Raw genomic sequence first — 23012 nt, 5'->3', positions numbered from 1 at the left:
GCGCCGGAAGCGGCGTGCGGCTCGACCTCCATGTCAAGCTCAGCTGGGTCTCGATGTCCGTGATCCCAGTCCCGTTTCCGGGCGGCCTGAGGCCCGAACCCGCCGAGCGGCTGGCGCCGGCGTCAAATTTGCTGCCCAAACAGGCGGTTTCCGTCGTCATCCCCCTCTTCACGGGTATGAACTGGATTGGGGTTAACGTGACTTAAAATAGACGGTGTCCAAAAACATCGGTAAAACCAGCCCGTCACCTGATCCTTTTGAAGAGACACGCATTTATGGCAGTCGCTCCGGTCCGGCGGTCCGAACTCGGTGAAGCGCTGCGCGCCTGTCGCAGCGCCTTTATCGGCGTCGGCGTCATGAGTTGCATGATCAATCTGCTGTATCTCACCGGCTCGATCTTCATGCTGGAGGTCTACGACCGCGTGCTGCCGAGCCGCAGCGTGCCGACCCTGGTGGGTCTGATGATTCTTGCCGGCGGCCTCTACGTTGCCCAGGGCGGCCTCGATCTGATCCGCGGGCGGATTCTCGGCCGCATCGGCACTGCGCTCGATGAAGCGATCAACACGCGCGTGTTCGAAACCGTGGTGCGCCTGCCGCTGATGGTCGGCAGCCGCAACGAGGGCCTGCAGCCGCTGCGCGACCTCGACAATGTCAGGTCGTTTCTCGGCAGCATGGGACCGGGCGCATTCTTCGATCTGCCGTGGCTACCGTTCTACCTCTTGATCTGCTTCGCCTTTCACTGGCTGCTCGGCGTCACCGCGCTGGCCGGCGCCATCATTCTGGTGACGCTGACGCTGATCACCGAGTTCCTGTCGCGCACGCCGGCCAAGGAGGCGATGACACTGGCGGCGCGGCGCAACGATCTGGCCGCCACCAGCCGGCGCAACGCCGAAGTGCTGGTCGCGATGGGCATGTCCGGACGCCTGACCAGCCGCTGGAGCGAGGCCAACGAGACCTATCTGGCGGGCAATCAGCGCGCCAGCGACATCGCCGGCGGCTTGGGGGCGGTCGCCAAGGTCCTGCGCATGATGCTGCAATCGGCGGTGCTTGGGGTCGGCGCCTATCTGGTGATCCACCAGGAAGCCACCGCCGGCATCATCATTGCGGGCTCGATCCTCAGCGCGCGGGCGCTGGCACCGGTCGACCTCGCCATCACCCACTGGAAGGGATTTATGGCCGCGCGCCAGAGCTGGCATCGCCTCAGCAAGCTGCTGGAGCAGATGCCGGCATCGAACCAGCAGACCCTGCTGCAGGCACCGACCAAGCGGCTGTCGGTCGAAGCCGTCAGCATCGTGCCGCCGGGCGACCAGCGCGTCATCGTGCAGGACGTCAATTTCGCCGTCGACGCCGGCACTGGCCTCGGCGTCATCGGCCCGAGCGGTTCCGGCAAGTCGTCGCTGGTGCGCGCGCTGGTCGGCGTCTGGATGCCGGTCCGCGGCAAGGTGCGGCTCGATGGCGCGGCACTCGACCAGTGGTCGTCGGACGTGCTCGGCCGCCACATCGGCTACCTGCCGCAGGACGTTGAATTGTTCGCCGGCACCGTGGCGCAGAACATCTGCCGCTTTGATCCGGAAGCGAAGTCGGAAGCGATCATCGCCGCCGCCAAGGAAGCCGGCGTGCATGAGATGATCATCAAGATGCGCGAGGGCTACGACACCCAGATCGGCGAGCAGGGCGCGGCGCTTTCGGCGGGGCAGGCGCAGCGCGTCGCGCTGGCGCGAGCGCTCTACGGCGATCCGTTCCTGATCGTGCTCGACGAGCCGAACTCCAATCTCGACAGCGAGGGCGACGAGGCTCTGACCCGCGCGGTACGTGCTGCGCGCGAGCGCGGCGCCATCGTGGTCGTGGTGGCGCACCGGCCGATCGGCATCGAGGCGGTCGATCAATTGCTGGTCCTGAAGGACGGCCGCATGCAGGCGTTCGGTCAGAAGGAAACCGTGCTCGGCCAGGTGCTGCAGCGGGTGCCGTCGCCGCCGCCGCCGATCAAGATTGTGTCCGAAGCAGGAGCCGCGAAAAAATGACCGGTGAGCTGAAAGGCGCGCGCCGCTCGATACGCTCGCATCTCATCCTGGGTCTTGCGCTGATGCTGGTGCTGGCCGGCGGGTTCGGCGGCTGGGCCTCCACGGTGCAGATCTCAGGCGCGCTGATCGCACCGGGCTCGGTGGTGGTCGATTCCAACGTCAAGAAGGTGCAGCACCCGACCGGCGGCGTGGTCGGCGAGGTGCGGGTGCGTGACGGCGACATCGTCAAGGCGGGCGACGTCGTGGTGCGTCTCGACGAGACCGTGGTCAAGGCGAGTCTGGCCATCGTCGTCAAGACGCTGAACGGATTGTGGGCGCGCGCCGCGCGGCTGGAGGCCGAGCAGCGCGGGCTCGACAAGATCAAGTTCCCGTCGATGCTGACCGATCGCGCCGATGATCCCGACGTCCGCGACGTCATCGCGAGCGAAACAAAACTGTTCGAGGTGCGCGTGTTCGGCCGTGCGGGGCAGAAATCGCAGTTGCGCGAGCGGGTGGCGCAGCTCAATGAGGAAATTTCGGGCCTCACGGCGCAGGAACAGGCCAAGGAAAAGGAAATCGCGCTGGTGGAGAAGGAACTGGTCGGTGTGCGCCAGCTCTACGAGCAGCGCCTGATCCAGATCTCGCGCCTGACGGTGCTGGAGCGCGACCTTGCCCGGCTGTCGGGCGAGCGCGCGCAATACATCGCCGCGCGTGCGCAGGCGAGGGGCAAGATCACCGAAACCGAACTGCAGATCATCCAGATCGACAAGGACGTGGTCAGCGAGGTCTCCAAGGATCTTCGCGAGGCCAACGACAAGATCGGCGAGTTCGTTGAGCGCAAGGTCACCGCCGAGGACCAGCTCCGCCGCATCGACATACGCGCGCCGCAGGACGGTGTCGTGCTGCAGTCCACGGTTCATACCGTCGGCGGCGTCATCACCGCAGGCGACGCCATCATGATGGTGGTGCCGCGGGCGGACGATCTCTCGGTCGAGGCCAAGGTTAATCCGCAGGACATCGACAAGCTGCAGATCGGCCAGAAGACGTTGCTGCGGCTATCCGCCTTCAACCAGCGCACCACGCCCGAGCTCAATGGTGTGGTGACGCGCGTCTCGGCCGATGTCACCACTGACCAGCGCACCGGCCAAAGCTACTACACCATCCGCGTCTCGATGCCGCCGGACGAAGTCGCCCGCCTCGGCGAGGTCAAGATCATCCCGGGCATGCCGGTGGAAGCCTTCGTGCAAACCGGCGACCGCACCATGTTCTCCTATTTGATGAAGCCGTTCAGCGACCAGTTGATGCGCTCGTTCAGGGAGCGGTGAGGACACTCTCCGCTGTCGTCCCTGCGAACGCAGGGACCCATAACCACCAATGTTAGTTGCTGGACGAAAGCCGTCGAACAGCGTCTCCCAACACGCGCGACACGGCGTATGGGGTCCCTGCGTTCGCAGGGACGACCGACAGGCCGGAGTGTCTCGAACAGCCGCTACCTTCTGTCATATTCATCCGGCCCCATCGCCCAAGCCCACTGCTCATGCCCCGGCGCGTAGGTGCGGTTGGTCTCGGCCGGGTTGCGGTTGACCAGCGGCCGCATGAACATCGGGTGCGTGGCGCTGCGCACCTCGTGCTCGACGGTGAACAGATGCCTGCCGCCGTCGGGGTCGATGATGTCGCGAAAGCGGTATTGATACTGGTTGTCTTCCTGCGAGATCAGGCCGCGCTCCCGCAGGCGGCGGTACGGGCCTGAGAAGTCCGTGATGTAGATCTGCACGTGATGCCCGTCGAATTCCGGAAGCTGCTGGTCGGTCTCGCGGAATTGCAGATACTGATCCTTGCCGGCCTTGACGCGCGCCACGATGCCGTCGCCGTTCAAGAGTTCGGCCGGCATCCCCATGATCGCGGGGTAGAAGGCGCAAATGGCTTTCGCGGTCCCGACCGGCACGTCGAACTCGACATAGGGGATGCCGAGCGTGATGCGCCCGAAGCGCGCGGCATCAGGCTCATAGCAGCGCACGCGATTGCCCCACGGACAGATCGCCTCGACATGATCGTTGCACTCGCTGAACGCAAACGATGTTCCTTCCAGCTTCTTCGCGACCGACGCCAGTCGCGCCAGCAGCGCCTCGCGGCCCGCGATGACGATGCCGGTATGGCCGCGCAGCACCTGCGGCGCGCCATCCGGCAGATGAAACTGGCTCCTGCCGACATTGACCCACATGTTGCTGTCCGACACCATCAGGTAGGGATCGCGGGTCAGCCCGAGGCCGGCGATGTAGAACAGCGTCGCCAGCCGCTGATCGGGGATCGTGACGTTGACATGCTCGAAATGGATCGAGTTGCCGAGATCTTCTGCGGCGCGGTCGAACTGTGGTGGCATGGGTGCGGTCCTCGGGATTCGTAGGGTGGGCAAAGGCGCATCGCGCCGTGCCCGCCATCAGCACTCCGTAGAAGATGGTGGGCACGCTTCGCTTTGCCCACCCTACACATCGGGTCCTCACTTCGACAAATTCTCCAGCAGCAGATTCAACGCCGTCTTCGCAAACTCCTGCATATTGGTTTGCCGGTCCGCACTTCCGGTCTCCAGCGTGAATACCGATTGCGCCGGACCCGCTACCGCCGTGCAGCAATGTCCGGCGGCGTCGCCATAGCGGTTGCCGGTCGGACCCGTCGCGCCGGTTTCCGACAATCCCCAATCCGTCGAGAAGCGCTGGCGCACCTGACTCGCCAGAAGTTTTGCATAAGGCTCGGACGCCGAGCGGATGCCTTTCATCGCCTCGTCCGGAATGTCCATCAACAGCCGCCGCGCATCGCGAGTGTAGACCACGGCACCGCCGAGGAAATAGGCGGATGCGCCCGGCACCGACAGCAGTGCCGCCGAGATCAGGCCGCCGGTTGAGGATTCCGCAACCGCAATCGTCTGCTTGCGCGCGATCAATTGAGCGGCGATTTGTTCGGCTATCGTTATGAGCTCTTTCATTTCAACTCCCAAAAGTCCCGCCAGTCATGTCTTCCTAGCACAGGAGGTCCACGCCTGCCGAGTTGCGGCGCGCGTGCTGCCCTGATTGAATACCTCAAACGACCGCACTGAGGCGGCACACGAGGAAACACCATGACGTCGCCGATCGCGGGCGGCGTGGATTGCGATCTGCATCCCGCCGTTCCGCATTTGACCAGCCTGTTGCCCTATATGAACGACTATTGGCGCGACCAGGTGACGACGCGCGGCATGACCGACCTGGTCTCGCAATCCTATCCGACCAATTCGCCGATCTCCTCGCGGCCGGACTGGCGGCCGGCGCAGGGCAAGCCGGGCGCTGATCTTGCCGACATGCAGAAGCAGGCGCTCGACCGTTTCGCCGCAGCTTACGGCATCTGCAATCCGCTCTATGGCGTGCAGATGGTGTTCTCCGAGGACATGCAGGACGCATTCTGCCGCGCGCTGAACGACTGGCTGGCCAAAGAGTGGCTCGACAAGGACGAGCGACTGCGCGGTTCGATCGTGATCCCGACGCAAAGCGTCGAGAAGTCGGTCGCCGAGATCGAGCGCTGCGCCAGGGATAGTCGGTTCGTCCAGGTGCTGATGCTGGTCATGGGCGACATGCCCTTGGGCAAACGCGCCTACTGGCCGATCTACGCCGCCGCCGAACGGCTGGGCCTCACCATCGGCGTCCATGCCGGCAGCGCCTATCACAATCCGCCGACCTCGATCGGCTGGGGCTCCTACCACATCGAGGACTATGTCGCGCAGGCGACCGCGTTCCAGACCCAGCTCACCAGCCTGATCGTCGAGGGCGTGTTCGCCCGCCATCCGAATCTCAAGATGGTGATGCTGGAATCTGGCTTCACCTGGCTGCCGGCCTATCTGTGGAGGCTGCACAAGTTCTGGCGCGGCATACGGATGGAAACGCCGTGGGTCGATCGCACGCCGCTGGAGATTGTGCGCAGCAATATCCGCTTCTCGCTGCAGCCGGTCGATGCGCCGCCCGATTCGGCAACCCTGAACCGCTTGTTTGACCATATGCAGTCCGACGAATTGCTCTTATTCTCGACTGACTATCCGCACTGGCAATTCGACGGCGACGAGGTGCTGCCCGAGGGAATTTCGTCCGATCTGGTCCGCAAGATCATGATCGATAATCCGCTTAAGACCTACGGCCGGTTGAAGCAGACAGTGACACAGGAGGCGACGCCATGAACATCCAGTTCCGCGACCGTCCGGAGTCGTCAGCGTCTGTCAGCGTCAAATCAGCCATTGCCGATTGCGACATCCATCCGGCCCGCGCGACCGCGACCGAGCTCTACCCCTTCCTGGAAAAGCGCTGGCACGCGCATCTCGAGACCTATGGCAAGCAGGCCTATCACGGCATGATGGAAGGCCCGCCCTATCCGAAGGCGCAGCCCAACGCCTCGCGCCGCGATGCCTGGCCGCCGGAAGGCGGGCCGCAGGGCTCCTCGCTGTCCTTCATGCAGAAGCAGCTCCTCGATCCCTACAACGTGGCCCTCGGCGTGCTCAATCCGCTCGCCAGCGGACAGGGCCTGCGCAACCAGGATCTGGCCGGCGCGATCTGCTCCGCAATCAACGACTGGCAGATCGAGAAATGGACCAGCAAGGACGAGCGCCTGAAGGCTTCGATCGTCGTCGCCAATGAGGACGGCATCTCCGCTGCCGCAGAGATCCGCAAGCGCGCGGGCGATCCGAATTTCGTACAGGTGCTGCTTCTCTCGCGCAATGTCGAGCCGCTCGGCCAGCGCCGCTACTGGCCGGTCTACGAGGCGGCGCAGGAGATCGGCCTGCCGGTGGGCGTCCATGCCTTCGGCTTCGGCGGCAATCCGCTCACCCCCTCGGGTTGGCCGAGCTTCTACATCGAGGAGATGGTCGGCCATTCGCAGTGCCAGCAGACCGCACTTGCGAGCCTCGTGCTCGAAGGCGTGTTCGAGCGTTATCCTGACCTGAAGATGGTGATGATCGAGGCCGGCTTCGGCTGGGCGCCGTCGCTGGGCTGGCGGCTCGACAAGACCTTCGAGCGGCTGCACAGCGAGGTGCCGCATCTCAAGCGCAAGCCGTCCGAATACATCCGCGATCACGTCTGGTGGACCACGCAGCCGATGGAAGACCCGGAGCGGCGCGATCATCTGTTCGAGACGATCGAATGGATCGGTTGGGACAAATTGCTGTTCGCGACCGACTACCCGCATTGGGACTTTGATGAGCCGTCGCGCGTGCTGCCGGCCGGCGTCAGCGACGCCAACCGCGAAGCGTTCTATCTCGGCAACGCGAAGAAGCTGTACGGGATCTCTTGATGGTGCGTCATGTGATTGCCCCGGTGGACGAGCTGCCGCCGGGGACGCGAAAATTCCTCGACATCGACGGACGGCCGATCGCGATCTTCAACGTCAAGGGCGAGTTCTTCGGCCTGTTGAACCGCTGCCCGCATCAGGGCGCAGCGCTGTGCGAAGGCCCGCTGATCGGGCTGGCGCAATCCTCCAATCCGGGCGAGGTCGAATACACAAAACTCGGCGAGATCATCCGCTGCCCCTGGCACGGCTGGGAATTCGACATCCGCACCGGGCAATCCTACTGCGACCCCAAGCGCTTCCGCGCCCGGGCCTATCCCGTCAATGTCGAGCCGGGAGCCGCCGTGGTGAAGGGGCCGTATGTCGCGGAGACGATCGCCGTATCGGTCGAGAGCGATTACGTGGTGGTGGATTTGTAACTGCCGTGGCCTGCCCATTGGGCTTCCGTGTCCTTCCGCGAAGTGCTAGCGTTCAGACCGAACCCACTCATCTGGGGGAACTTTTCACATGAGTGGGTGCGCTTACATTGCTGTTTCCGACGGACCTCACCTCGTTCCTCGACATCATACGCCAGCACGGCGACGTGGCCTACAGCCTGATGTTTGCCTATGCGGCCTCGCATAGCCTGCTGCTTGCGCTATTTGCGGGCTACGCGGCGCACTCGGGTGCGCTGGGTCTTGGAACGCTCATCGCGGTCTGCTGGTTCGGCAGTTTCGCCGGCGACGTCATTCGCTTCTGGATCGGGCGGCGTTATGGCCTCCGCTTGCTCGATCGTTTCCCGCGGTTTGAGCGCCCCGTCCAGACCGCAGTCCGGCTGACAGAGCGCCACTATGTCTGGATGATCCTGTTTCACCGTTTCCCGCACGGCGTCCGCGGGATCGCGGGGTTTGCCTACGGAATATCGCGGCTGCCCTGGTCGACTTTCCTTGCGCTCAACTTCGTCGCGGCAGGTCTTTGGTCCGGCGCCGTTGTCTCGGCCGGCTATGCCTTCGGTCAGTTCTCGGAGAAGTCGATCAACAATGCCTCTTCGGGCCTGGGTATCGTGATGTTGGTCGCATTCCTCGGCCTGTCCTGGTTGCTCAGCAGGAAGCTCGATCAGATCGTGGAGCGGTACTGAAGCCAGGTACGCTCGCCTGTACTGATGTCGATGGGACGTGCATACCGCTTCAGGCGCCGAGGAATCCCCGTCGCAGCAATCCGGCCAGCGCGCCGCGCAGGCTGGCTTCATTGGCGATGTTGCCGTGAGATGTGCTGAAAAGCCGAACTACCAGCCGCTGATATTGTTCGGCCGTAGGTTCAAGGCGCGCCAGCACTGTCTCGCGGAATCGCGAGACCATGGATATGTCGGTCCATCCCAACCCATCCAGATGAATCTGATACCGCCAGCCCGCAAGCTCGAGGGCATTGCCGGCCGGACCCGAAAAGCGCACCGAGGTCGGTGACACCGCGAGCAGGCGACACGACAGGATTTTCCCTTCGCCCGACAGCCAGGCAGGCTCATCGGTTTCGAACATGTCGCCAGGACGGGGCAATTCGAAGCAGACGAGAAACGCGATGAAGGCGATCAGCATCGCGATGCCGGCCCACAGCAGATTGAAGAAGTCGAGCGAGGAAATCTCGTTGGCCGCATAGGGCGAGATGAACGCCCAGAGGATGCTGGCGGCAGAACTTGCGGCGATCAGTCCAAAGATCGCTGCAAGCTTCCAATGCACGCGTGGCGTCGAGCGGTCGCCGCCTTTGTCGGTGGTCTTGAACGGGCGGCCGAACGGCTTGACGATGGCGCTCAAGAGCGTCGCGGTAACCGCAAAGCAGGTGACCGCGTGGGTGGCCTCCATGAATAACGGCAGCGTCCGCCCGCGCGAGATCCAGCTCATGTAGATGATTTGACCGAGCAGCGCCGGCAGGCCGTAGCGCAGGAAGGTATGGTAGTCGGCTTCGAAGGCGGGCAGGCTGCCGAACCAGTAGATCGTCGGCGCGATCAGCAGCAATACCATGAATGGCTTGCTGAGCCAGTTCAGCACCCCGTGAAAATAGTGCCAGCGCTGGGTGAAGCTGAAGCCGCGGCCGAATAGCGGGCCATTGCGGAGCAGAGCGACCTGTATAGTGCCAAGGCACCAGCGAGCGCGCTGGGTGATGTATTCGGGGATGCCTTCAGCGGAAAGCCCGAAGCTGATCGGTTCGTTCAGCCACCAGGTACGGTAGCCGTGCGCAAGCATCGTGTAAGTGAGATTGATGTCTTCCGAAATCGCTTGCTGCGGGAAGCCGCCGATTTCGTCAAGCCGGTCGCGGCGAACGACAAAGGAAGTGCCGACGCAAAACGAGCAGCCCCACGCGTCCTTGGCAGGCTGAAAGACGTCGAAGAAGAAGCGTTGATCGTCGACCCAGCTCTTCCCGGCGAGCAGATTGTGCTGGATCGGGTCGGCGTTATGGTAGTACTGCGGCGTCTGCACGATCGCAACTTCCGGATCGGACAACAGCAGGCCGACCGTGCGTTTCAAAAAATCCTGCCGTGGGGCAAAATCGGCGTCGAGCACCAGGATAACGGGCGCATTGGTCTCGCGCTCGGTCGTCATTAGCCCGTTATTGAGATTGCCGGCCTTGGCGCCGTTGTTGTCTGGCCGCGTCACATGACGAGCACCGACTTTTTCGCAATACTCCCGCAGCCAGTCGCGCCTGGTGTCGTCGAGCACCCAGACCGTCGCATTGGGATAGTCGAGCGCCAGCGCGCTGAGTATCGATCGTTCGAGGATTTCGAGCGGCTCGTCATAGGTGCAGATGAAGATGTCGACGGCGGGGAAGCCACGCGATCCGGATAGTTCACGTTGCGCCGCGTCGGCCTGCGCGGAGCGATCGGTGCTGCGGAACAGGATGACGATCGAGGTCAGCGTGTAGAGAATGGCAAGAGATTCAAACGAGATGAACAGCCGCGGCCACAGGCTTTCGGCCGATAGCGCAAATGGCGGCAACGTATCGTTCCATCGCCAGAGCGCATAGAGGATCAGAAGGGCTGAAGTCGTGATGCCGAACAGGATACGGTCCTTGGCATGCAGCGGATCCAGCAGTCGCGCCATCACCAGAAGCCCAAGGAGGATTCCAATATCCATGGTGAGGATCGATAGGTCATCGCCGGCGCTTGGGAACATCATCGTATCTTTTCCCCGGTGAACGGATTCCAACCTGTTTCGGCCAGCGCCGCCCACGCCGTCGCGCCGAGGTGCGGGCGGCGGTAGTAGAAGAAGTCGGGTACGTTGCCGGTGGGATCGATCGACAACCCCGTCGTCAGTCGCGCGGTGCGTGCGGCGTTGAGTAGACCGGAGCGCGTTTGGTCGGCTTTCAAACTGGCCAGCAGCCGATCGCTCCGCGGTGTGTTGCCGCTGATCCGGTAGGCCAATGCCGCCTGCGCCGTTCCTTCGACCCAGACGCCGTCGCGGTCGCCGTTGAAATCGAAGCCGCCGTCTACCGCCAGGTGAGTTTGCGCGAAATCAAGCGTGCTTCGCCACGCCGCAGGCGCATCCGGCACGGCCATCCATGGCCAAAGCTGAGCGTCGAGCGCGAGCAGGCCTTCATTCGCAAGACTGCCGTCGGGCTTTGTGCCGAGCAGGAAGTGATTTCCGCGGAAGGTACGGTCGAGCAGCCGCCGGGCCCGCCCGGCCGCGTCGGCGTATTTTGGCTCGCCGGTCAGGCGGAACAGCCAGCTCGCGGCGGCGTGGACGTCGGCATTGTGCTCGGTCGACATCCAGGTGAGCGTGACCTGCTGCGGATCGTAGCCATGAACGCCACCGCAGAACCCATCGCCGCAGGCGGTCGTGGCGATGACCCAATCGATCAGGCTTCCGGCGTCGGCGAGATACTGCCGATCGTGCGTCGCCTGGTGCAGCGTCAGCAGCGCCAAGGCCGCCCATGCAACGTTGCCGGTCGAGGTGCCGTCCTGCGCCGCATCCTCGGCCCAGATCCTGGCGTGCTCATCCCACCATCCCGGTAGAATCGGACCCCCGTTGCCAACGGGGCCGGCGCGATAGGCGTTGCGCACTCGATGATCGTGAAAAGTTCGGTCGTTGCGGGCCGCCCGGCTCAATGCGTTACCGATCGGTTTGGCATCCGGCACGTTGCCGCAGGCGATCAGCGCAATGACGGCGAGCGCGTTGTCATAAACAAACGCCGTCGTGGCAATGCCTGCCGGCAGGTTTGCTTCGCCAGCGCCGGGTTCATAACTGCGGATGAAGACGGCATCGGCCTCGCCGGTCAGCGGTGCCACCGCCTTGTTCAGCCCGGCGCAAAACGGGCCGCCGCCCTTTTCCGGCTGCTTGCTCGCAACCGCCATCGAACCTAGGACCATTGCACATAACGCCATTCCGATCGCGTGCTTCATCGCGATACGAACGTGCGAGTGCGGGACCACCAGTTTTCATCGGCCTTCGGCGCCACCGGCTGGGCCATGCCGGCACGGCGTGTATCCGCATCGATCGGATGGTTTTGCGCGGTCTCGCTGTTGCGGCCATCATCATGCGACCACGAGGCCATGAGATTGCCGAGCCGCTGCCAGGTGACCGACATCGACGGCACCATGCCGTTGTCGCGCGTGACGGTAACCCACTGGCCGACCGGGCAGGCTGCAGTATCCGAAGCCTGCGTTTCCCGCACCGGCGCGCCAGCCTCGTTCGCGCCTTCCGGCGTAATGATCGCATAGAGCTCGCGCCGCTCGGTTTGCGGAAACGGCACGGCAAAGCGCTCATCGACCTTGTCGCTGGTCTTCGGCAACACCGCGCTGACGATTCCGGTACGGAACGTACTCCCGTCGATGCGGACACGGGTGCCAGGCATCATGTTCTGTCCTTGCCGGTACGAGAAAATGGCAACCACGAAGCGCTTGTCGCAATCAACAACGGAGCTGATGGTATCGCCGGCGTTGACGTGACGCCCCATCGCAGCGCCGATGGTCAGCACCTTGCCGGGGCCGCGAGAAAGGACGTCCGCTCCTGCCAGGCTCGCAAGCCGCCTCTGCTCGGCGTCGATCAGGCGCTCCAGGTCGCCGAGGACGGCAGATTGCTGCCGCTCCTCGATCTCCATGCGCTGGGCGTCGAGATCGATGTCCCTGCGCTTTTGCGCCAGATTGTTGAGCACAACCAGTTCCTCTCCGACATAGATGCCCCTGTTCAAGGCATTGAGCTGCGCAATCTTTTGATTGAGCTTGGCGCGTTCCGCGTCCGAATTGTGCATGGCCGCGGCATATTGCTGCGTGGTCGGCCTGAGCATCTCCGTACTCGCCGTATTGCGCGTCACGAGGTTGCTTTGCCGTTCTACCAAAACCTTCTTTTCGCCGCTCTGGGCATTGGATTGCGACACGCGGGCGCGCAGCTCCTCGATCTGCGACTGGAACTGCATCTTGAGCTGCTCAGTTTGGCTGGCGAGTTCGGCCTCGAGGGAAGCAACATAGGCGTGGTCGGATGCGCCCTTTGCCCGCGTCGCGTCGAGCTTCTGGCGCGCATCGGATGATTTTTCTTCCAACGAGATCAGCGTGCTGCGGTCGACCCTTGGATTGCTGATCTGCGCCAGCTTGTCGCCGTCGCGAACGTCGCGGCCGGGAAGCGCCGTCAGCGTGTCGATTTCGCCGCCGATCGGTGCGGTCAGCAGCGTCACCGGCGCGTTGACAACGGCGCGGTCGGATTGGTCGGCGGTGATCGGCGGAGCCACGGCCGTCACCATCAATGCCGACAACAGCCCAGCGACACCGACGGCGGAAACTCTCAGGATGGTCGGGTGGCGCCGGGCTCCCGGTGGGAGGCCGTGCTCGAATCCGGAGGAACGTCCAGTCGCACCGGCGTTGAATAGATTGTTCATCAGCTCTCTCTCGGTTGGTGGCGCCCGAAAAAGCGCTTCCTCACGAACCGGCTCCGGTTTCTCCGGCGGCCTTGTTAATGCACTGCAAACAATGCAGGGCGCGATTGGTTCGGGTCAGTTCGGGAAAAAGCCGCAGAAACTTTCGGCCGAAAATGCGCGGTGAACTCGCGTTTCCAGCGATCACATCTGCGACATCATCATGAACGAACGCCGCGCTCCCAACATCATCGCTACCGCACGAGAGGTCTGTTCCGTTCCCTCTTGCGGGGGTTAGGGCCTCCCCCGCAAGGGGGGAGGGAGCCGACCGCCGCGAGACGGTCCGCCCGCAATGACGTGGAAAGACGGCGACCTTACTCCGCCGTCCCCTGTGCCATCGCTCTTCGCTCCATCGCATAGCGCACCAGCGCGGCGAAGCGGTAGATGCCGTGCACGAACTTGCCGTAGGGCATGGTGACGAACAGCGAGAACACCACGCCGAGATGCAGCGCCAGCAGCGGGCCCATCGCCGCCGTCTCGCGCAGCATCAACAGCGCCATGCCGGTCAGGCTGGTGAGAAACAACATCACGATGAACGCGACATCCATGCCGTAGCGCGCTTCATCGACCAGCACGGGATCGCGCTTCCATCGCTCAGCGAGCAAACCGATCGGCCCGATCAGCAGTCCGATGCCGCCCAGCGTGCCTAGCACGACAGGCAGATCCCACCATGCATATGGGGCCTCGCGTGCCAGCAGATAGTGATAGAGCGTCGCGACGCAGGTAGAGGCGAAGCACAATGCAAAGCCGTAGAATGTCAGGTGATGATAGAGCCTGCGACGATCGGTCGGACGGTCGTCCTCGTTGAAGCAGCCGACCCCGCCGCCGTCGAGATAGCGCAACTCGCCGGCATCGCGGATGGCTTGCAGCAGTGCGGCCATGTCGGTCCTCATGCCAACGGGCTCACCGATGTCGCGCCAGAACGCCCGTACGCCCATTACCAGCGCCACGATCGCATAGAGAAATGCCGCGCCGAATAGCGCCGCCATCGCGTTATGCGGCATCAATTTGTAGAACGCGCCCGGGCCGGTATGGACGCCGAGCAGCACCTGACGGTCGTGCAAGGCGGCAAAACCGAAAATGAACGCGGCGACGCTGAGCGCGGCAACAAGGCTGATGACGAGCCCATTGCGCGCGAAGGCGCCGGAGAAGGCGCGCGGCCACGCATAGGCCGCATAGGATTCGGCCCGCGCCACCGCCAGCGTCCTCGGTACATTGACGTTGAATTCATGCGGCGGCGAGAACTGGCAGTCGGTGTAGCACGCGCCGCAGGAATGGCAGAGATTGGCGAGGTAGTTGAGGTCGCCGTCGGAGAACGCGCGTCGCATTTCCATAGCCGGAAATACCGCGCAGAGGCCTTCGCAATAACGGCAGGAATTGCAGACCGTCATCAGGCGGTCGGCTTCGTCAAGGATTCGCGTTCCGTGCATCCGTTGCTTCCTGCCTTCGGGCGAACCCGGTTACTTCGTCAGCCCCTTGCCTTCGAGCCATTTCTGGATCAGGTCCGCGACCTCGGCGTTGTTCTTGTCCATCATCACCATGTGCGAATTGCCCTTGATGCCGGCCTGCGGGAGGTCGACGACATCGACGCTGCCGCCCGCGGCCTTGATGGCGTTCGCAAAGGCGATGCCGTTGGCGCGGATTTTCGGCCAGCGCGAATCCTTCTCGATATAGTCGCCGTAGACGATCAACGTCGGAATGTTTTTGAGGACATCGACCTTGGCGGGATCGCCGACCCCGGCGGGCTCGATCGCAATCAGCGCCTTGACCTTGTCCGGCCGTGCCTGCGCCACCTTGAAGCCGAAACTGCCGGCCTGACTGTGGAACAGGATGATGGACGGACCGACGCGGTCGATCTCGGCGATATAGGCGGCGATAATCGCATCATCGGTCGTGGTCCAGCGCGGCACGTTCTGCTTGACGAAATTCTCATAGCCTTCGTTCGGGAACTGGCTGCCCGGCATCAGCTTTCGCTTGGCCGGGTCCGGATTGTAGGAGCCGGCACCGTCACCGATGCGAAAGCGTTCGAACGGATTGGCGGTCGTGAGGAACACCGGCTCGCTCTTGAAGATATCAGGATACTGCGCCCAGCCGGCGCGGCCGCGCTCGACTGCATCCGAATTGTACACGGCCCAACCCCTGCGCAGGAAATAGTTCAGCCAGCCCTCGCGTCCGTCCGGCGTGGTCTCGTAAGTGACGCCGGTTAGGCCGCCGCCGTGCCACATCAGAAGCGGATAGGCGCCCTTTTCGTTGGCGGGCAGAAAGTACTGCACATACATCTGCTCGACCTGATAGGTGCCGTTGGGATCGACCTTTGCGGGTACGCCGCCCGGCGTGAAGGTGACTTCCTTGACCGGCTTGCCGGAAATTTCGACAAGCCTCCCGCCGACATGGAACGAGCCCATGTCGCGCAGCGCGATCGGCTCGGCCGCGTTGGCCAGCGTCGCGGACATCAGAACTGCAACAGCAGAGACAATCGCTACGCGCATCATCAATCCTCCCTTTGGCTCCCTCTCCTCGCAAGCGGGGCGAAGCGCTTCGCGTTAATTCCTCGCATTCTTCGCCGCTTCCCGTCCCGCAACCCGTCCGAACACGCTGCCGATGGTCATGCCGATGCCGGCCGCATAACCCTTGCCGAGCACGTTGCCGGCCATGATCTCCCCGGCCGCGAACATGTTGGCGGAAGGCTTGCCGTCCTTCATCACGATGCGCGACTGCCTGTTCACGCGGGTGCCGAGATAGGTGAAGGTGATGCCGGGCCGCACCGGATAGGCGAGATATGGCGGCGTTTCGATCTTGCGCGCCCAATGCGTCTTGGGCGGCGTCAATCCCTCAGTGCGGCAATCGTCCAGGATGGTGTGATCGAAGGTGCCGGGCCGAACTGCGGCGTTGAAATCGGCGACGGTGTTCTCCAGCGCGGCTGGCTCCAGTCCGAGCTTGCCGGCGAGTTCGGCAAGTGTCGCACCCGCGATCGGCGGAAACAGCGTCGGCATGAAGCTGGTCACCACTGTAGAATCGAAAATGATGTGGGCGATCTGGTCCGGCTGCGCGGCCACCAACCGGCCCCAGATCGCGTAACGCTTCGGCCAGATGTCCTCGCCCTCGTCATAGAAGCGCTGGGCATGCTTGTTGACGACGATGCCGAACACGACCGAGTCGTGCCGCGTGATGATGCCGCCGTCGAATTTCGGCGCGCGGGCGTCGATCGCGACCGCATGGCATTGGGTGGGATCGCCGATGTCCTGCACGCCCTTGTCGAGCAGCATTTTCAGGATCGAGCCGCGGTTATAGGGTGTGCCGCGGATCAGGAAATTGTCGGCCGCCTCGCCCCAATACTCCTTCAGCCATTCGATGTTGGCCTCAAACCCGCCGGCGGCGGCCACCAGTGCGGACGCGCGGATTTCGCTGGCGCCATCGATCGGCTGCTTCAGCGTCGCGGAAAGAAACATGCCGTCCTCGATCTGGAGGTCGGTGACCTCGGCGTCGTAGACGATCTCGACGCCGAGTTTTTCCGCCGTGAGATAAAGCGCGTTCAGCATCGCACGCCCGCCGCCGAGGAAGAACGAATTGGTGCGGCCAAGACTCAGCGTGCCGCCGAGCGAGGGCTGCCAGCGCACGCCCTGTTCGACGATCCAATTCAGGATGTCCTTGGACTCGGCGATCATGAACTTTGCCAGTTCCTCGTCGGTCTGCCCGCCGGTCAGGCGCAACAGATCGTCCCAGAATTCGTCTTCCGTGTAAGGACCGGTGAGAATGTCAGTGGCGGCATCGTGCGCGCAACGCATGTTGCGGGTATGGCGGGTATTGCCGCCGCGATAGAATTTCGGCGCGCCCTCCAGCACCAGCACAGAGGCGCCAGCGCGGCGGGCGCCGATGGCGGCGCAGAGGGCGGCATTGCCGCCGCCGATCACCAGCACATCGAATTTTTGAGTCAAATCGACCATGCGCTCTTGTTGTCGTTGTTGGCATGGAAATCACACCGGCGCCCCGGCGGGCAGATCCATCGGCCCCGGCGTTTTTCTAGCCTGACAGAGCGACCGCGTCACGCGCGGCGTGCGCTCGCATCGGTGATCTGCGCAGCTGCATGCGACGATGTCGCATGCGGCGCGCGAATATCCGCGCGGTCAGAGATGGTTCTGCACCGAGGCAAGCAGCCAATGCCGAAAGGCCGACAGCTTTGGCGGATCGGTTCGCCCCGACGGCGAGACCAGATAGAAGCCGGCATCGACCGGCAGCGAGATCTTGAAGGGAACAACCAGCCGGCCCTTGGCGATGTCCTCCTGCACATAGGCGGTGCGTCCCATGGCGACGCCGACGCCGTCGATCGCGGCCTGCACAGTCATGAAGATCATATCGAAGGTGGCGCCTGGCTGTTTGGAAAAATCGGCCGGCAGTCCGGCCGCGGTCAGCCACAGCCGCCAGTCGTCACTGTTGGCGTTGCTGGTGTGCAGCAGCACGTGGTCCCTGAGGTCCTCGGGGCATTTCAGCGGCTTGTTGCCCTTGAGCAGCGCGGGGCTGCACACGGGAAACAGCTCGTCCGCCATCAGCCAGTCGGCGCGAACGCCCGGCCACTGGCCGCGACCGTAGCGAATGGCTGCGTCGACCTTGTCGCGCTGGAAGTCGACCAGGCTGGTCGACGTGGTGATGCGCACGTCGATGCCGGGATGGGCTTCCTGAAACGAGGCGAGTCGCGGCAGCAGCCATTTGGCGGCCAGCGACGCCAGCGTCGACACCGTCAGCACACGGTCGTCGTCCTTGCGCAGCAGGCGGTCGGTCGCGAGGCGGAGATCGTTGAAGGCGGCGCGGATGCCCGGAAGGTAGTCCTGCGCTTCCGCCGTCAGCGCCAGCGAGCGGTTCTGGCGGATGAACAGGCGAACGCCGAGCTCTTCCTCCAGCCGCTTGATCTGGTGGCTGATCGCGGTCTGCGTGACGTTCAGCTCGGACGCCGCCTGCGTGAAGCTCAAATGCCGGGCCGCGGCCTCAAATGCCCGCAATCCATTCAGCGACGGCAGCCTGGCAGTCATTTTAGGGCCTCAGATGCATGAGTTTATATCATCCGAAACGGTACAAAGTGTCGTTTGTGAAAAGCCCCTGTAGGGCCGATATTCGCGAAGACAGATTAGCTACAGGAGCCGAAAATGTCCACTTACACCCATGAATCGATGATAAATCATCATGAACCGGGGCTCTTGGCCCAGTTGGCCGAAACCCTTCATGTCTGGCGGCAGCGCTACCGGTCGCGACGCGAGCTGGCGAGCTGGTCGGAGCGGGAGCTGCACGACATCGGCATCTCCTGGAGCGATGTCGCCTACGAAGCCGAAAAGCCGTTCTGGCGGGCTTGAATGGCAGCCAGGCTGGCGCCGCCCGATCACGGGGACGCCAGCCGATTTTTTGCTCCGCGGGAGTGACCGATGACCACGATGCGGCTCGACGATCTCAGGCAATATTCCGACGTGCTGCGCGCGCATCATGGCGAGCTGGTAACCGTACGCTTCGTCGAGCCGCGCGATGCGGAGGCGCTGCAGAACTATTTCCGCTCGCTGTCGACGCGCTCCCGCTACAACCGGTTCCTCGGCGCGGCCAGCGAACTGTCGCCGTCTGAGCTCGAGCGCTTCATCCATGTCGGTGAGGCCGATCGATTCAGCGTGGTCGCGACCATGCGGATTGACGGCCGCGAGACCATCGTGGGCGAGGCGCGCTATGCCTTTGACGGTGATACCACAAGCATCGAGTTCGGCCTTTCGATCGGCGACCGCTGGCAGGGCCGGGGCATCGGCAAGGCGCTGTTGAAGAATCTTGAATGTCGCGCGGCTTCGTTCGGCGCCGCGCGCCTGTTCGGCGACACGCTGCGCTCGAATGACGCAATGATCGCGCTCGCCCGCAAGTCGGGCTACGCCTTCACCAATACCCCCGGCGACTGGAAGCTGACGCGCTTCCAAAAACCGATCCAAGAACAGACCCATGTCGAACCGCAAGATATCCCCTGCGCCAGTTGGCGGCTTGCCGCCGTCTCTCCCAGCGCAATGTCCTCGCTTGCGGTCTGACAACTGAGCCCGGTTCTGGCTGCACCAGAACCGGGCTTTTTCTCAATGGCCTGAAAACACCGGCTTGCGCTTGTCGATGAAGGCCTGCACGGCCTCCTTGTGATCGGCGGTCGTGGTCAGGCGGACCAGACGTTCGGCCTCGTGGTCGCGGGCGGTGGCGAAGTCGAATTGCAGCGCCTCGTCGAGATTGTCCTTCATATAGCGAAGCGCCAGCGTCGGCCCCTCCGCCATAGACCTGGCGAGCGCAAAGGCCTCGGCCTGCAGTCTGTCATCAGGCACCACGCGGTTGACGAGGCCGATCGCCTCGCACCTGGCCGCATCGACCTTCTCGGCGGTGAACATCAGTTCGCGCGCCCGCGAGGTCCCGACCAGCCGCGTCAGCAGCCAGGCGATGCCGTAGTCGCCGGAGAGGGCCACACGGAGATAGCCTGTCGAGACGAACGCCGACTGCGCGGCGATGCGGATGTCGCATGCCAACGCGATCGCAAGCCCCGCACCGACCGCTGGGCCGGGGAGTGCGGCAATCGTCGGCTTGCGCACCGATGCCAGCGCGCCGGTCAGCAGCCGCTGCCGCTCCTGCAGATCGGCGACCTTCTCCTCATCGGACATTTCGAGCTTTTTCTTGTCGCGGTGCGCGCCCATGCCCTTGACGTTGCCGCCGGCGCAGAATGCGGCGCCCGCGCCGGTGAGCAAGAGCACGCCGACATCGGGGTTCTCGCCGCAGGTCTTGATCATCGTGCGCAGGGCCGGCGTCAGCGTGTCCGACATTGCGTTGCGCACCTCGGGGCGGTTCAGCGTGATGATGGCGACGCGGTCGCGGATCACGCAAAGCAGTTCGTCGGTGCCGGTGTCGATTTTGGTTTCGGTGGTCATGGGTCCCCCAGTAATTGATTTCTGTCATTCCGGGATGGTGCGCTAGCACCAGATCCGGAATCTCGAGATTCTCAGGTGCGCAATTGCGCACCATAGTTCGCTTCGCGCCCCGGAATGACGGCATTGGCTGCTAAAACTTCTCCACCCACGGCCGCAACTCAACCTCCCACGTCCAGGCGCTGCGCGGCTGTTGCAGGACGCTCCAATAGCTCAATGCGATGGCGTCGGGATCGAGCATCGAGTCCGGCCTGTCGGCAGGTTCGGCGCGGGCGGCGCTGCGGATGCCGCCGTCGATGACGAAATGCGCGACATGAATGCCTTGCGGCGCCAATTCGCGGGCCATGCTCTGGGCAAGCCCGCGCAACGCGAACTTGCCCATCGCGAACGGTGCCGACTGCGGATAGCCCTTGACGCTGGCGGAAGCGCCGGTGAACAGGATCGCGCCATGCCTGTTCGGCAGCATGCGCTGCGCCGCCTGCTGCGCCACCAGAAAGCCGCCGAAGGCCGAAACGGCAATTGCCTGCGCAACATCCGCCGGCACGAGGTCGGTAAAGGCGCCGCGCGCCCGTCCGCTGGCGTTGTAGACGACGAGGTCGGGCGTGCCGATCTCGCGCTCCACCATGCCAAAGAGACGCTCGACCTCCTCGGCATCGGTGGCGTTGCAGGCAAAGGCACGGGCGCCGGTTTCGGCGCAGAGCGCGCCGAGCTTTTCGATCTTGCGCGCGGCGAGCGCAACCTTGATGCCTTCGCGCGCGAACAGGCGCGCCAGCGATGCGCTCAATCCCTCGCCGACGCCGACGATCAGGGCAATCTTGTATTTCGGAATTTCCATGAGCGCTCTCCAGGGAAGGCCGGGACTTGTTATCTAGGCACGCAATCCCGCCGGGCAACCTGCCGAAACGGTGATAGGCTCGAGATCGCGCCTATTGGCCGCATCTCGCAAAATCCGATGGAGCGGAATGTCCTTGTAGCGGAAATAACTCGGTGCCGATGATGCGGTATCCGTCCGCCATGGGGTGGTTCTCCAATTATGCTTGTTGACGGCGTGATGGCCTGCGTTATCGGTAGATGATCAAGATCGGGCGGAACGAACAAGGGCTAAATATGCATCCAATCATGCATGATCGCGGGGCGGCTTCGGCAAACCAGCCGGGCTTGCTCGCGCCTGATACGACGGGAATGAATTTCTACCGGGCCGATCCGGCGCTAACAGATCTGCTGCGGCTGCATCTCCCCGATGCGCTGTTTCGCCATATCGAGCCGCATCTCGATCGCCTCGGCGAACTGGCCGGCGGTTATCTCGACGAATGCGCGCGGCTCGCCGATCGTCACACGCCGATCTTGCATCAGCGCGACAAGTTCGGGCGCGACAGCCAATACATCGAATACCATCCGGCCTACCGCGAGCTGGAAAAGGCCGCGTTCGGCGAGTTCGGCATTCACGCGATGTCGATCCGCAAGGGCATCATGGGCTGGCCGGATAAATACCCTGTCGTGGCCAAGCACGCCTTCACGTTTCTGTTCAATCAGACCGAGTTCGGCATGGGGTGTCCGATCAACGTCACCGACGGTTGCGCCAAGCTGCTCAACAATTTCGGCAGCGAAGCGTTGAAGGCGAAATATCTCGACGGCCTGACCCAGACCGATATGAGCAGGCTGACCCAGGGCGGCCAGTTCATGACCGAGAAGGAGGGCGGCTCTGACGTCGGCACGCTGACGACGGCGGCCGTGCAGGAAGGTGATCACTGGCGGCTCTATGGCGAGAAGTGGTTCTGCTCCAACGCCGACGCCAAGGTGGTGATGCTGCTGGCGCGGCCGGAAGGGGCGGGCCCGGGCACGCGCGGCGTCGGGTTGTTCCTGATGCCGCGGTATCTCGACGACGGGTCGCAGAATCACTACCGGATCGTCCGCCTGAAGGACAAGCTCGGCACCCGCTCGATGGCCTCGGGCGAAATCAGGTTCGAGGGCGCGATCGCCTATGCCGTCGGCAAGCTCGATCGCGGCTTCGTGCAGATGGCGGAGATGGTCAATTCGTCCCGGCTTTCCAACGGGGTCAAGTCCACCGCGCTGATGCGGCGCGCGCATCATGATGCGATGACGGTGGCGAGAAACCGCGTGGTGTTTGGCCAGAGGATCATCGATCTGCCGCTGGCGAGGCGGCAATTGATGAAGATCATGTTGCCGACCGAGCAGGCGCTGTCGATGAGCTTCCTCACGGCGGACGCGCTCGATCGCGCGGAGGCCGGCAGCCAGGATGCGGCAGCACTGTTACGGATCCTGACCCCGACCCTGAAATTCCGCGCCACCCGCGACGCCCGAAAAGTCTGCGGCGATGCGTTGGAGATGCGCGGCGGCATCGGCTACATCGAGGAATTCGCGACCGCGAGGCTGCTGCGCGACGCGCATCTCGGCTCGATCTGGGAAGGCACCGGAAATATCGTCGCGATCGATGCGCTCACGCGTGCCGTCGGCCGTCATGGCGCCGATGCCGCGCTCGCCGCCGATCTGCACGCCCGTCTCGACGACAGCGCCAACGTACCGCAGGCCTGGCGCAACCGCCTGCGCGAATTGACCGATCGCTCCGTCGGCTTTGCGCGCGAAGTGGCAAGCCGCAGCGACAATGAGGGCGATGCGCGGCGCGCCACCAGCCTGCTCTATCATGTCGCCAGCGCGGTGGCGCTGACTTGGGAGGGCGGGCGTATTCACGAGATGCGTGGCGACGCCAGGCGGCTGTTGCTGTCGCGCATGGTCATCGACCATCGCGTCTCGGCGGGCGACCCGTTCCGGCTTGCGGAAAATGTTACCCAACGCGCCATCACGGGCCATCTGCTCGGCGATCGCAGCGTCGGCATGGCCGAGGTTGGCGAATTGCTCGTCGCAGCGTAGGCTGGCTTCAGTTCTGGTTTAAAAAATAACAGAAATT

Annotated in this window: 20 protein-coding genes; 9 read left to right on the top strand and 11 right to left on the bottom strand. The window is 63.6% G+C overall.

Going from position 1 to position 23012, the window contains the following annotated elements; genetic code table 11:
- Positions 1–275 precede the first annotated feature (275 nt).
- Together GWE18_RS25900 and GWE18_RS25895 are read left to right on the top strand one after the other, a co-directional pair.
- Entirely contained in the window at positions 276–2021 is a 1746-nt protein-coding gene (locus GWE18_RS25900; RefSeq protein ID WP_275188523.1) for a type I secretion system permease/ATPase, read from the top strand.
- A complete protein-coding gene (locus GWE18_RS25895; RefSeq protein ID WP_275188522.1) occupies positions 2018–3325 on the top strand; it encodes an HlyD family type I secretion periplasmic adaptor subunit in 1308 nt (435 codons plus the stop codon). The genes GWE18_RS25900 and GWE18_RS25895 overlap by 4 nt, the downstream gene beginning before the upstream one ends.
- Before the next feature lie 164 nt (positions 3326–3489).
- On the opposite strand, the gene GWE18_RS25890 is transcribed toward GWE18_RS25895, so the two are convergent.
- Together GWE18_RS25890 and GWE18_RS25885 are read right to left on the bottom strand one after the other, a co-directional pair.
- A complete protein-coding gene (locus GWE18_RS25890; protein ID WP_275188521.1) occupies positions 3490–4380 on the bottom strand; it encodes a hypothetical protein in 891 nt (296 codons plus the stop codon).
- Between the two features lie 117 nt (positions 4381–4497).
- Entirely contained in the window at positions 4498–4980 is a 483-nt protein-coding gene (locus GWE18_RS25885) for a CinA family protein (protein ID WP_275188520.1), read from the bottom strand.
- Positions 4981–5112: 132 nt separating this feature from the next.
- On the opposite strand from GWE18_RS25885, the gene GWE18_RS25880 reads away from it, so the two are divergent.
- The 4 genes from GWE18_RS25880 (at position 5113) to GWE18_RS25865 (ending at position 8415) form a co-directional block, all read left to right on the top strand.
- On the top strand, positions 5113–6198 hold the full coding sequence (locus GWE18_RS25880) for an amidohydrolase family protein (protein WP_275188519.1): 1086 nt from the start codon (positions 5113–5115) through the stop codon (positions 6196–6198).
- Entirely contained in the window at positions 6195–7304 is a 1110-nt protein-coding gene (locus GWE18_RS25875) for an amidohydrolase family protein (RefSeq protein WP_275188518.1), read from the top strand. The genes GWE18_RS25880 and GWE18_RS25875 overlap by 4 nt, the downstream gene beginning before the upstream one ends.
- Positions 7304–7717: a Rieske (2Fe-2S) protein gene (locus GWE18_RS25870; RefSeq protein WP_275188517.1), complete on the top strand. Its 414-nt coding sequence runs from the start codon at positions 7304–7306 to the stop codon at positions 7715–7717. Before GWE18_RS25875 ends, GWE18_RS25870 begins: the two co-directional genes overlap by 1 nt.
- 92 nt (positions 7718–7809) lie before the next feature.
- A complete protein-coding gene (locus GWE18_RS25865; protein ID WP_275188516.1) occupies positions 7810–8415 on the top strand; it encodes a DedA family protein in 606 nt (201 codons plus the stop codon).
- A gap of 49 nt (positions 8416–8464) precedes the next feature.
- Here the strand turns inward: GWE18_RS25865 and GWE18_RS25860 are convergent, their stop codons facing one another.
- From GWE18_RS25860 to GWE18_RS25830, 7 genes are all read right to left on the bottom strand, one after another.
- Positions 8465–10441 carry a cellulose synthase catalytic subunit gene (locus GWE18_RS25860; RefSeq protein ID WP_275188552.1) on the bottom strand — a complete coding sequence of 659 codons (1977 nt, stop codon included), beginning with the start codon at positions 10439–10441 and terminating at the stop codon, positions 8465–8467.
- Positions 10441–11634 carry a hypothetical protein gene (locus GWE18_RS25855; protein ID WP_275188515.1) on the bottom strand — a complete coding sequence of 398 codons (1194 nt, stop codon included), beginning with the start codon at positions 11632–11634 and terminating at the stop codon, positions 10441–10443. Before GWE18_RS25855 ends, GWE18_RS25860 begins: the two co-directional genes overlap by 1 nt.
- A 29-nt stretch (positions 11635–11663) precedes the next feature.
- Positions 11664–13136 (bottom strand): HlyD family secretion protein, encoded by a 1473-nt coding sequence (locus tag GWE18_RS25850; protein ID WP_275188514.1) that lies wholly within the window; start codon positions 13134–13136, stop codon positions 11664–11666.
- Positions 13137–13486: 350 nt separating this feature from the next.
- Complete coding sequence (tcuB, locus tag GWE18_RS25845) at positions 13487–14602, bottom strand: tricarballylate utilization 4Fe-4S protein TcuB (protein ID WP_275188513.1); 1116 nt, start codon at positions 14600–14602, stop codon at positions 13487–13489.
- Positions 14603–14632: 30 nt separating this feature from the next.
- Positions 14633–15664, bottom strand: a complete 1032-nt coding sequence (locus GWE18_RS25840) for an esterase (protein WP_342804296.1) — start codon at positions 15662–15664, stop codon at positions 14633–14635.
- Between the two features lie 51 nt (positions 15665–15715).
- Positions 15716–17107, bottom strand: a complete 1392-nt coding sequence (gene tcuA, locus GWE18_RS25835; protein WP_275188551.1) for an FAD-dependent tricarballylate dehydrogenase TcuA — start codon at positions 17105–17107, stop codon at positions 15716–15718.
- Between the two features lie 189 nt (positions 17108–17296).
- Positions 17297–18196 carry a transcriptional regulator GcvA gene (locus tag GWE18_RS25830; RefSeq protein ID WP_275188511.1) on the bottom strand — a complete coding sequence of 300 codons (900 nt, stop codon included), beginning with the start codon at positions 18194–18196 and terminating at the stop codon, positions 17297–17299.
- 114 nt (positions 18197–18310) lie between these two features.
- On the opposite strand from GWE18_RS25830, the gene GWE18_RS25825 reads away from it, so the two are divergent.
- Positions 18311–18514: a DUF1127 domain-containing protein gene (locus GWE18_RS25825; RefSeq protein ID WP_275188510.1), complete on the top strand. Its 204-nt coding sequence runs from the start codon at positions 18311–18313 to the stop codon at positions 18512–18514.
- A 69-nt stretch (positions 18515–18583) separates the two neighbouring features.
- Entirely contained in the window at positions 18584–19216 is a 633-nt protein-coding gene (locus tag GWE18_RS25820; protein ID WP_275188509.1) for a GNAT family N-acetyltransferase, read from the top strand.
- 42 nt (positions 19217–19258) lie between these two features.
- Here the strand turns inward: GWE18_RS25820 and GWE18_RS25815 are convergent, their stop codons facing one another.
- Together GWE18_RS25815 and GWE18_RS25810 are read right to left on the bottom strand one after the other, a co-directional pair.
- Positions 19259–20089 (bottom strand): enoyl-CoA hydratase, encoded by an 831-nt coding sequence (locus GWE18_RS25815; RefSeq protein ID WP_275188508.1) that lies wholly within the window; start codon positions 20087–20089, stop codon positions 19259–19261.
- A gap of 130 nt (positions 20090–20219) precedes the next feature.
- The gene (locus GWE18_RS25810; protein WP_275188507.1) at positions 20220–20921 is read right to left on the bottom strand and encodes an SDR family NAD(P)-dependent oxidoreductase; all 702 of its coding nucleotides are present in this window, start codon (positions 20919–20921) and stop codon (positions 20220–20222) included.
- 284 nt (positions 20922–21205) lie between these two features.
- On the opposite strand from GWE18_RS25810, the gene GWE18_RS25805 reads away from it, so the two are divergent.
- Positions 21206–22975, top strand: coding sequence for an acyl-CoA dehydrogenase family protein (locus tag GWE18_RS25805; protein WP_275188506.1), 1770 nt, complete (start codon positions 21206–21208; stop codon positions 22973–22975).
- Positions 22976–23012: the final 37 nt, after the last annotated feature.

The sequence above is a fragment of the Bradyrhizobium sp. CSA112 genome, assembly GCF_029051645.1.
Classification (GTDB): domain Bacteria; phylum Pseudomonadota; class Alphaproteobacteria; order Rhizobiales; family Xanthobacteraceae; genus Bradyrhizobium.
Note: the sequence above shows the minus strand (reverse complement) of the source record. Positions and strands in the feature narration are given on the sequence as shown.

Bases quoted from the DNA above. Each gene is read 5' to 3' on its own strand.
- GWE18_RS25840 (WP_342804296.1), bottom strand. From the start codon at position 15,664: ATGATGCGCGTAGCGATTGTCTCTGCTGTTGCAGTTCTGATGTCCGCG.
- GWE18_RS25805 (WP_275188506.1), top strand. From the start codon at position 21,206: ATGCATGATCGCGGGGCGGCTTCGGCAAACCAGCCGGGCTTGCTCGCG.
- GWE18_RS25890 (WP_275188521.1), bottom strand. From the start codon at position 4,380: ATGCCACCACAGTTCGACCGCGCCGCAGAAGATCTCGGCAACTCGATC.
- GWE18_RS25875 (WP_275188518.1), top strand. From the start codon at position 6,195: ATGAACATCCAGTTCCGCGACCGTCCGGAGTCGTCAGCGTCTGTCAGC.
- GWE18_RS25830 (WP_275188511.1), bottom strand. From the start codon at position 18,196: ATGACTGCCAGGCTGCCGTCGCTGAATGGATTGCGGGCATTTGAGGCC.
- GWE18_RS25820 (WP_275188509.1), top strand. From the start codon at position 18,584: ATGACCACGATGCGGCTCGACGATCTCAGGCAATATTCCGACGTGCTG.
- tcuB (WP_275188513.1), bottom strand. From the start codon at position 14,602: ATGCACGGAACGCGAATCCTTGACGAAGCCGACCGCCTGATGACGGTC.
- GWE18_RS25810 (WP_275188507.1), bottom strand. From the start codon at position 20,921: ATGGAAATTCCGAAATACAAGATTGCCCTGATCGTCGGCGTCGGCGAG.
- GWE18_RS25825 (WP_275188510.1), top strand. From the start codon at position 18,311: ATGTCCACTTACACCCATGAATCGATGATAAATCATCATGAACCGGGG.
- GWE18_RS25895 (WP_275188522.1), top strand. From the start codon at position 2,018: ATGACCGGTGAGCTGAAAGGCGCGCGCCGCTCGATACGCTCGCATCTC.
- GWE18_RS25855 (WP_275188515.1), bottom strand. From the start codon at position 11,634: ATGGTCCTAGGTTCGATGGCGGTTGCGAGCAAGCAGCCGGAAAAGGGC.
- GWE18_RS25880 (WP_275188519.1), top strand. From the start codon at position 5,113: ATGACGTCGCCGATCGCGGGCGGCGTGGATTGCGATCTGCATCCCGCC.
- GWE18_RS25870 (WP_275188517.1), top strand. From the start codon at position 7,304: ATGGTGCGTCATGTGATTGCCCCGGTGGACGAGCTGCCGCCGGGGACG.
- GWE18_RS25885 (WP_275188520.1), bottom strand. From the start codon at position 4,980: ATGAAAGAGCTCATAACGATAGCCGAACAAATCGCCGCTCAATTGATC.
- GWE18_RS25860 (WP_275188552.1), bottom strand. From the start codon at position 10,441: ATGTTCCCAAGCGCCGGCGATGACCTATCGATCCTCACCATGGATATT.
- GWE18_RS25815 (WP_275188508.1), bottom strand. From the start codon at position 20,089: ATGACCACCGAAACCAAAATCGACACCGGCACCGACGAACTGCTTTGC.
- GWE18_RS25850 (WP_275188514.1), bottom strand. From the start codon at position 13,136: ATGAACAATCTATTCAACGCCGGTGCGACTGGACGTTCCTCCGGATTC.
- GWE18_RS25900 (WP_275188523.1), top strand. From the start codon at position 276: ATGGCAGTCGCTCCGGTCCGGCGGTCCGAACTCGGTGAAGCGCTGCGC.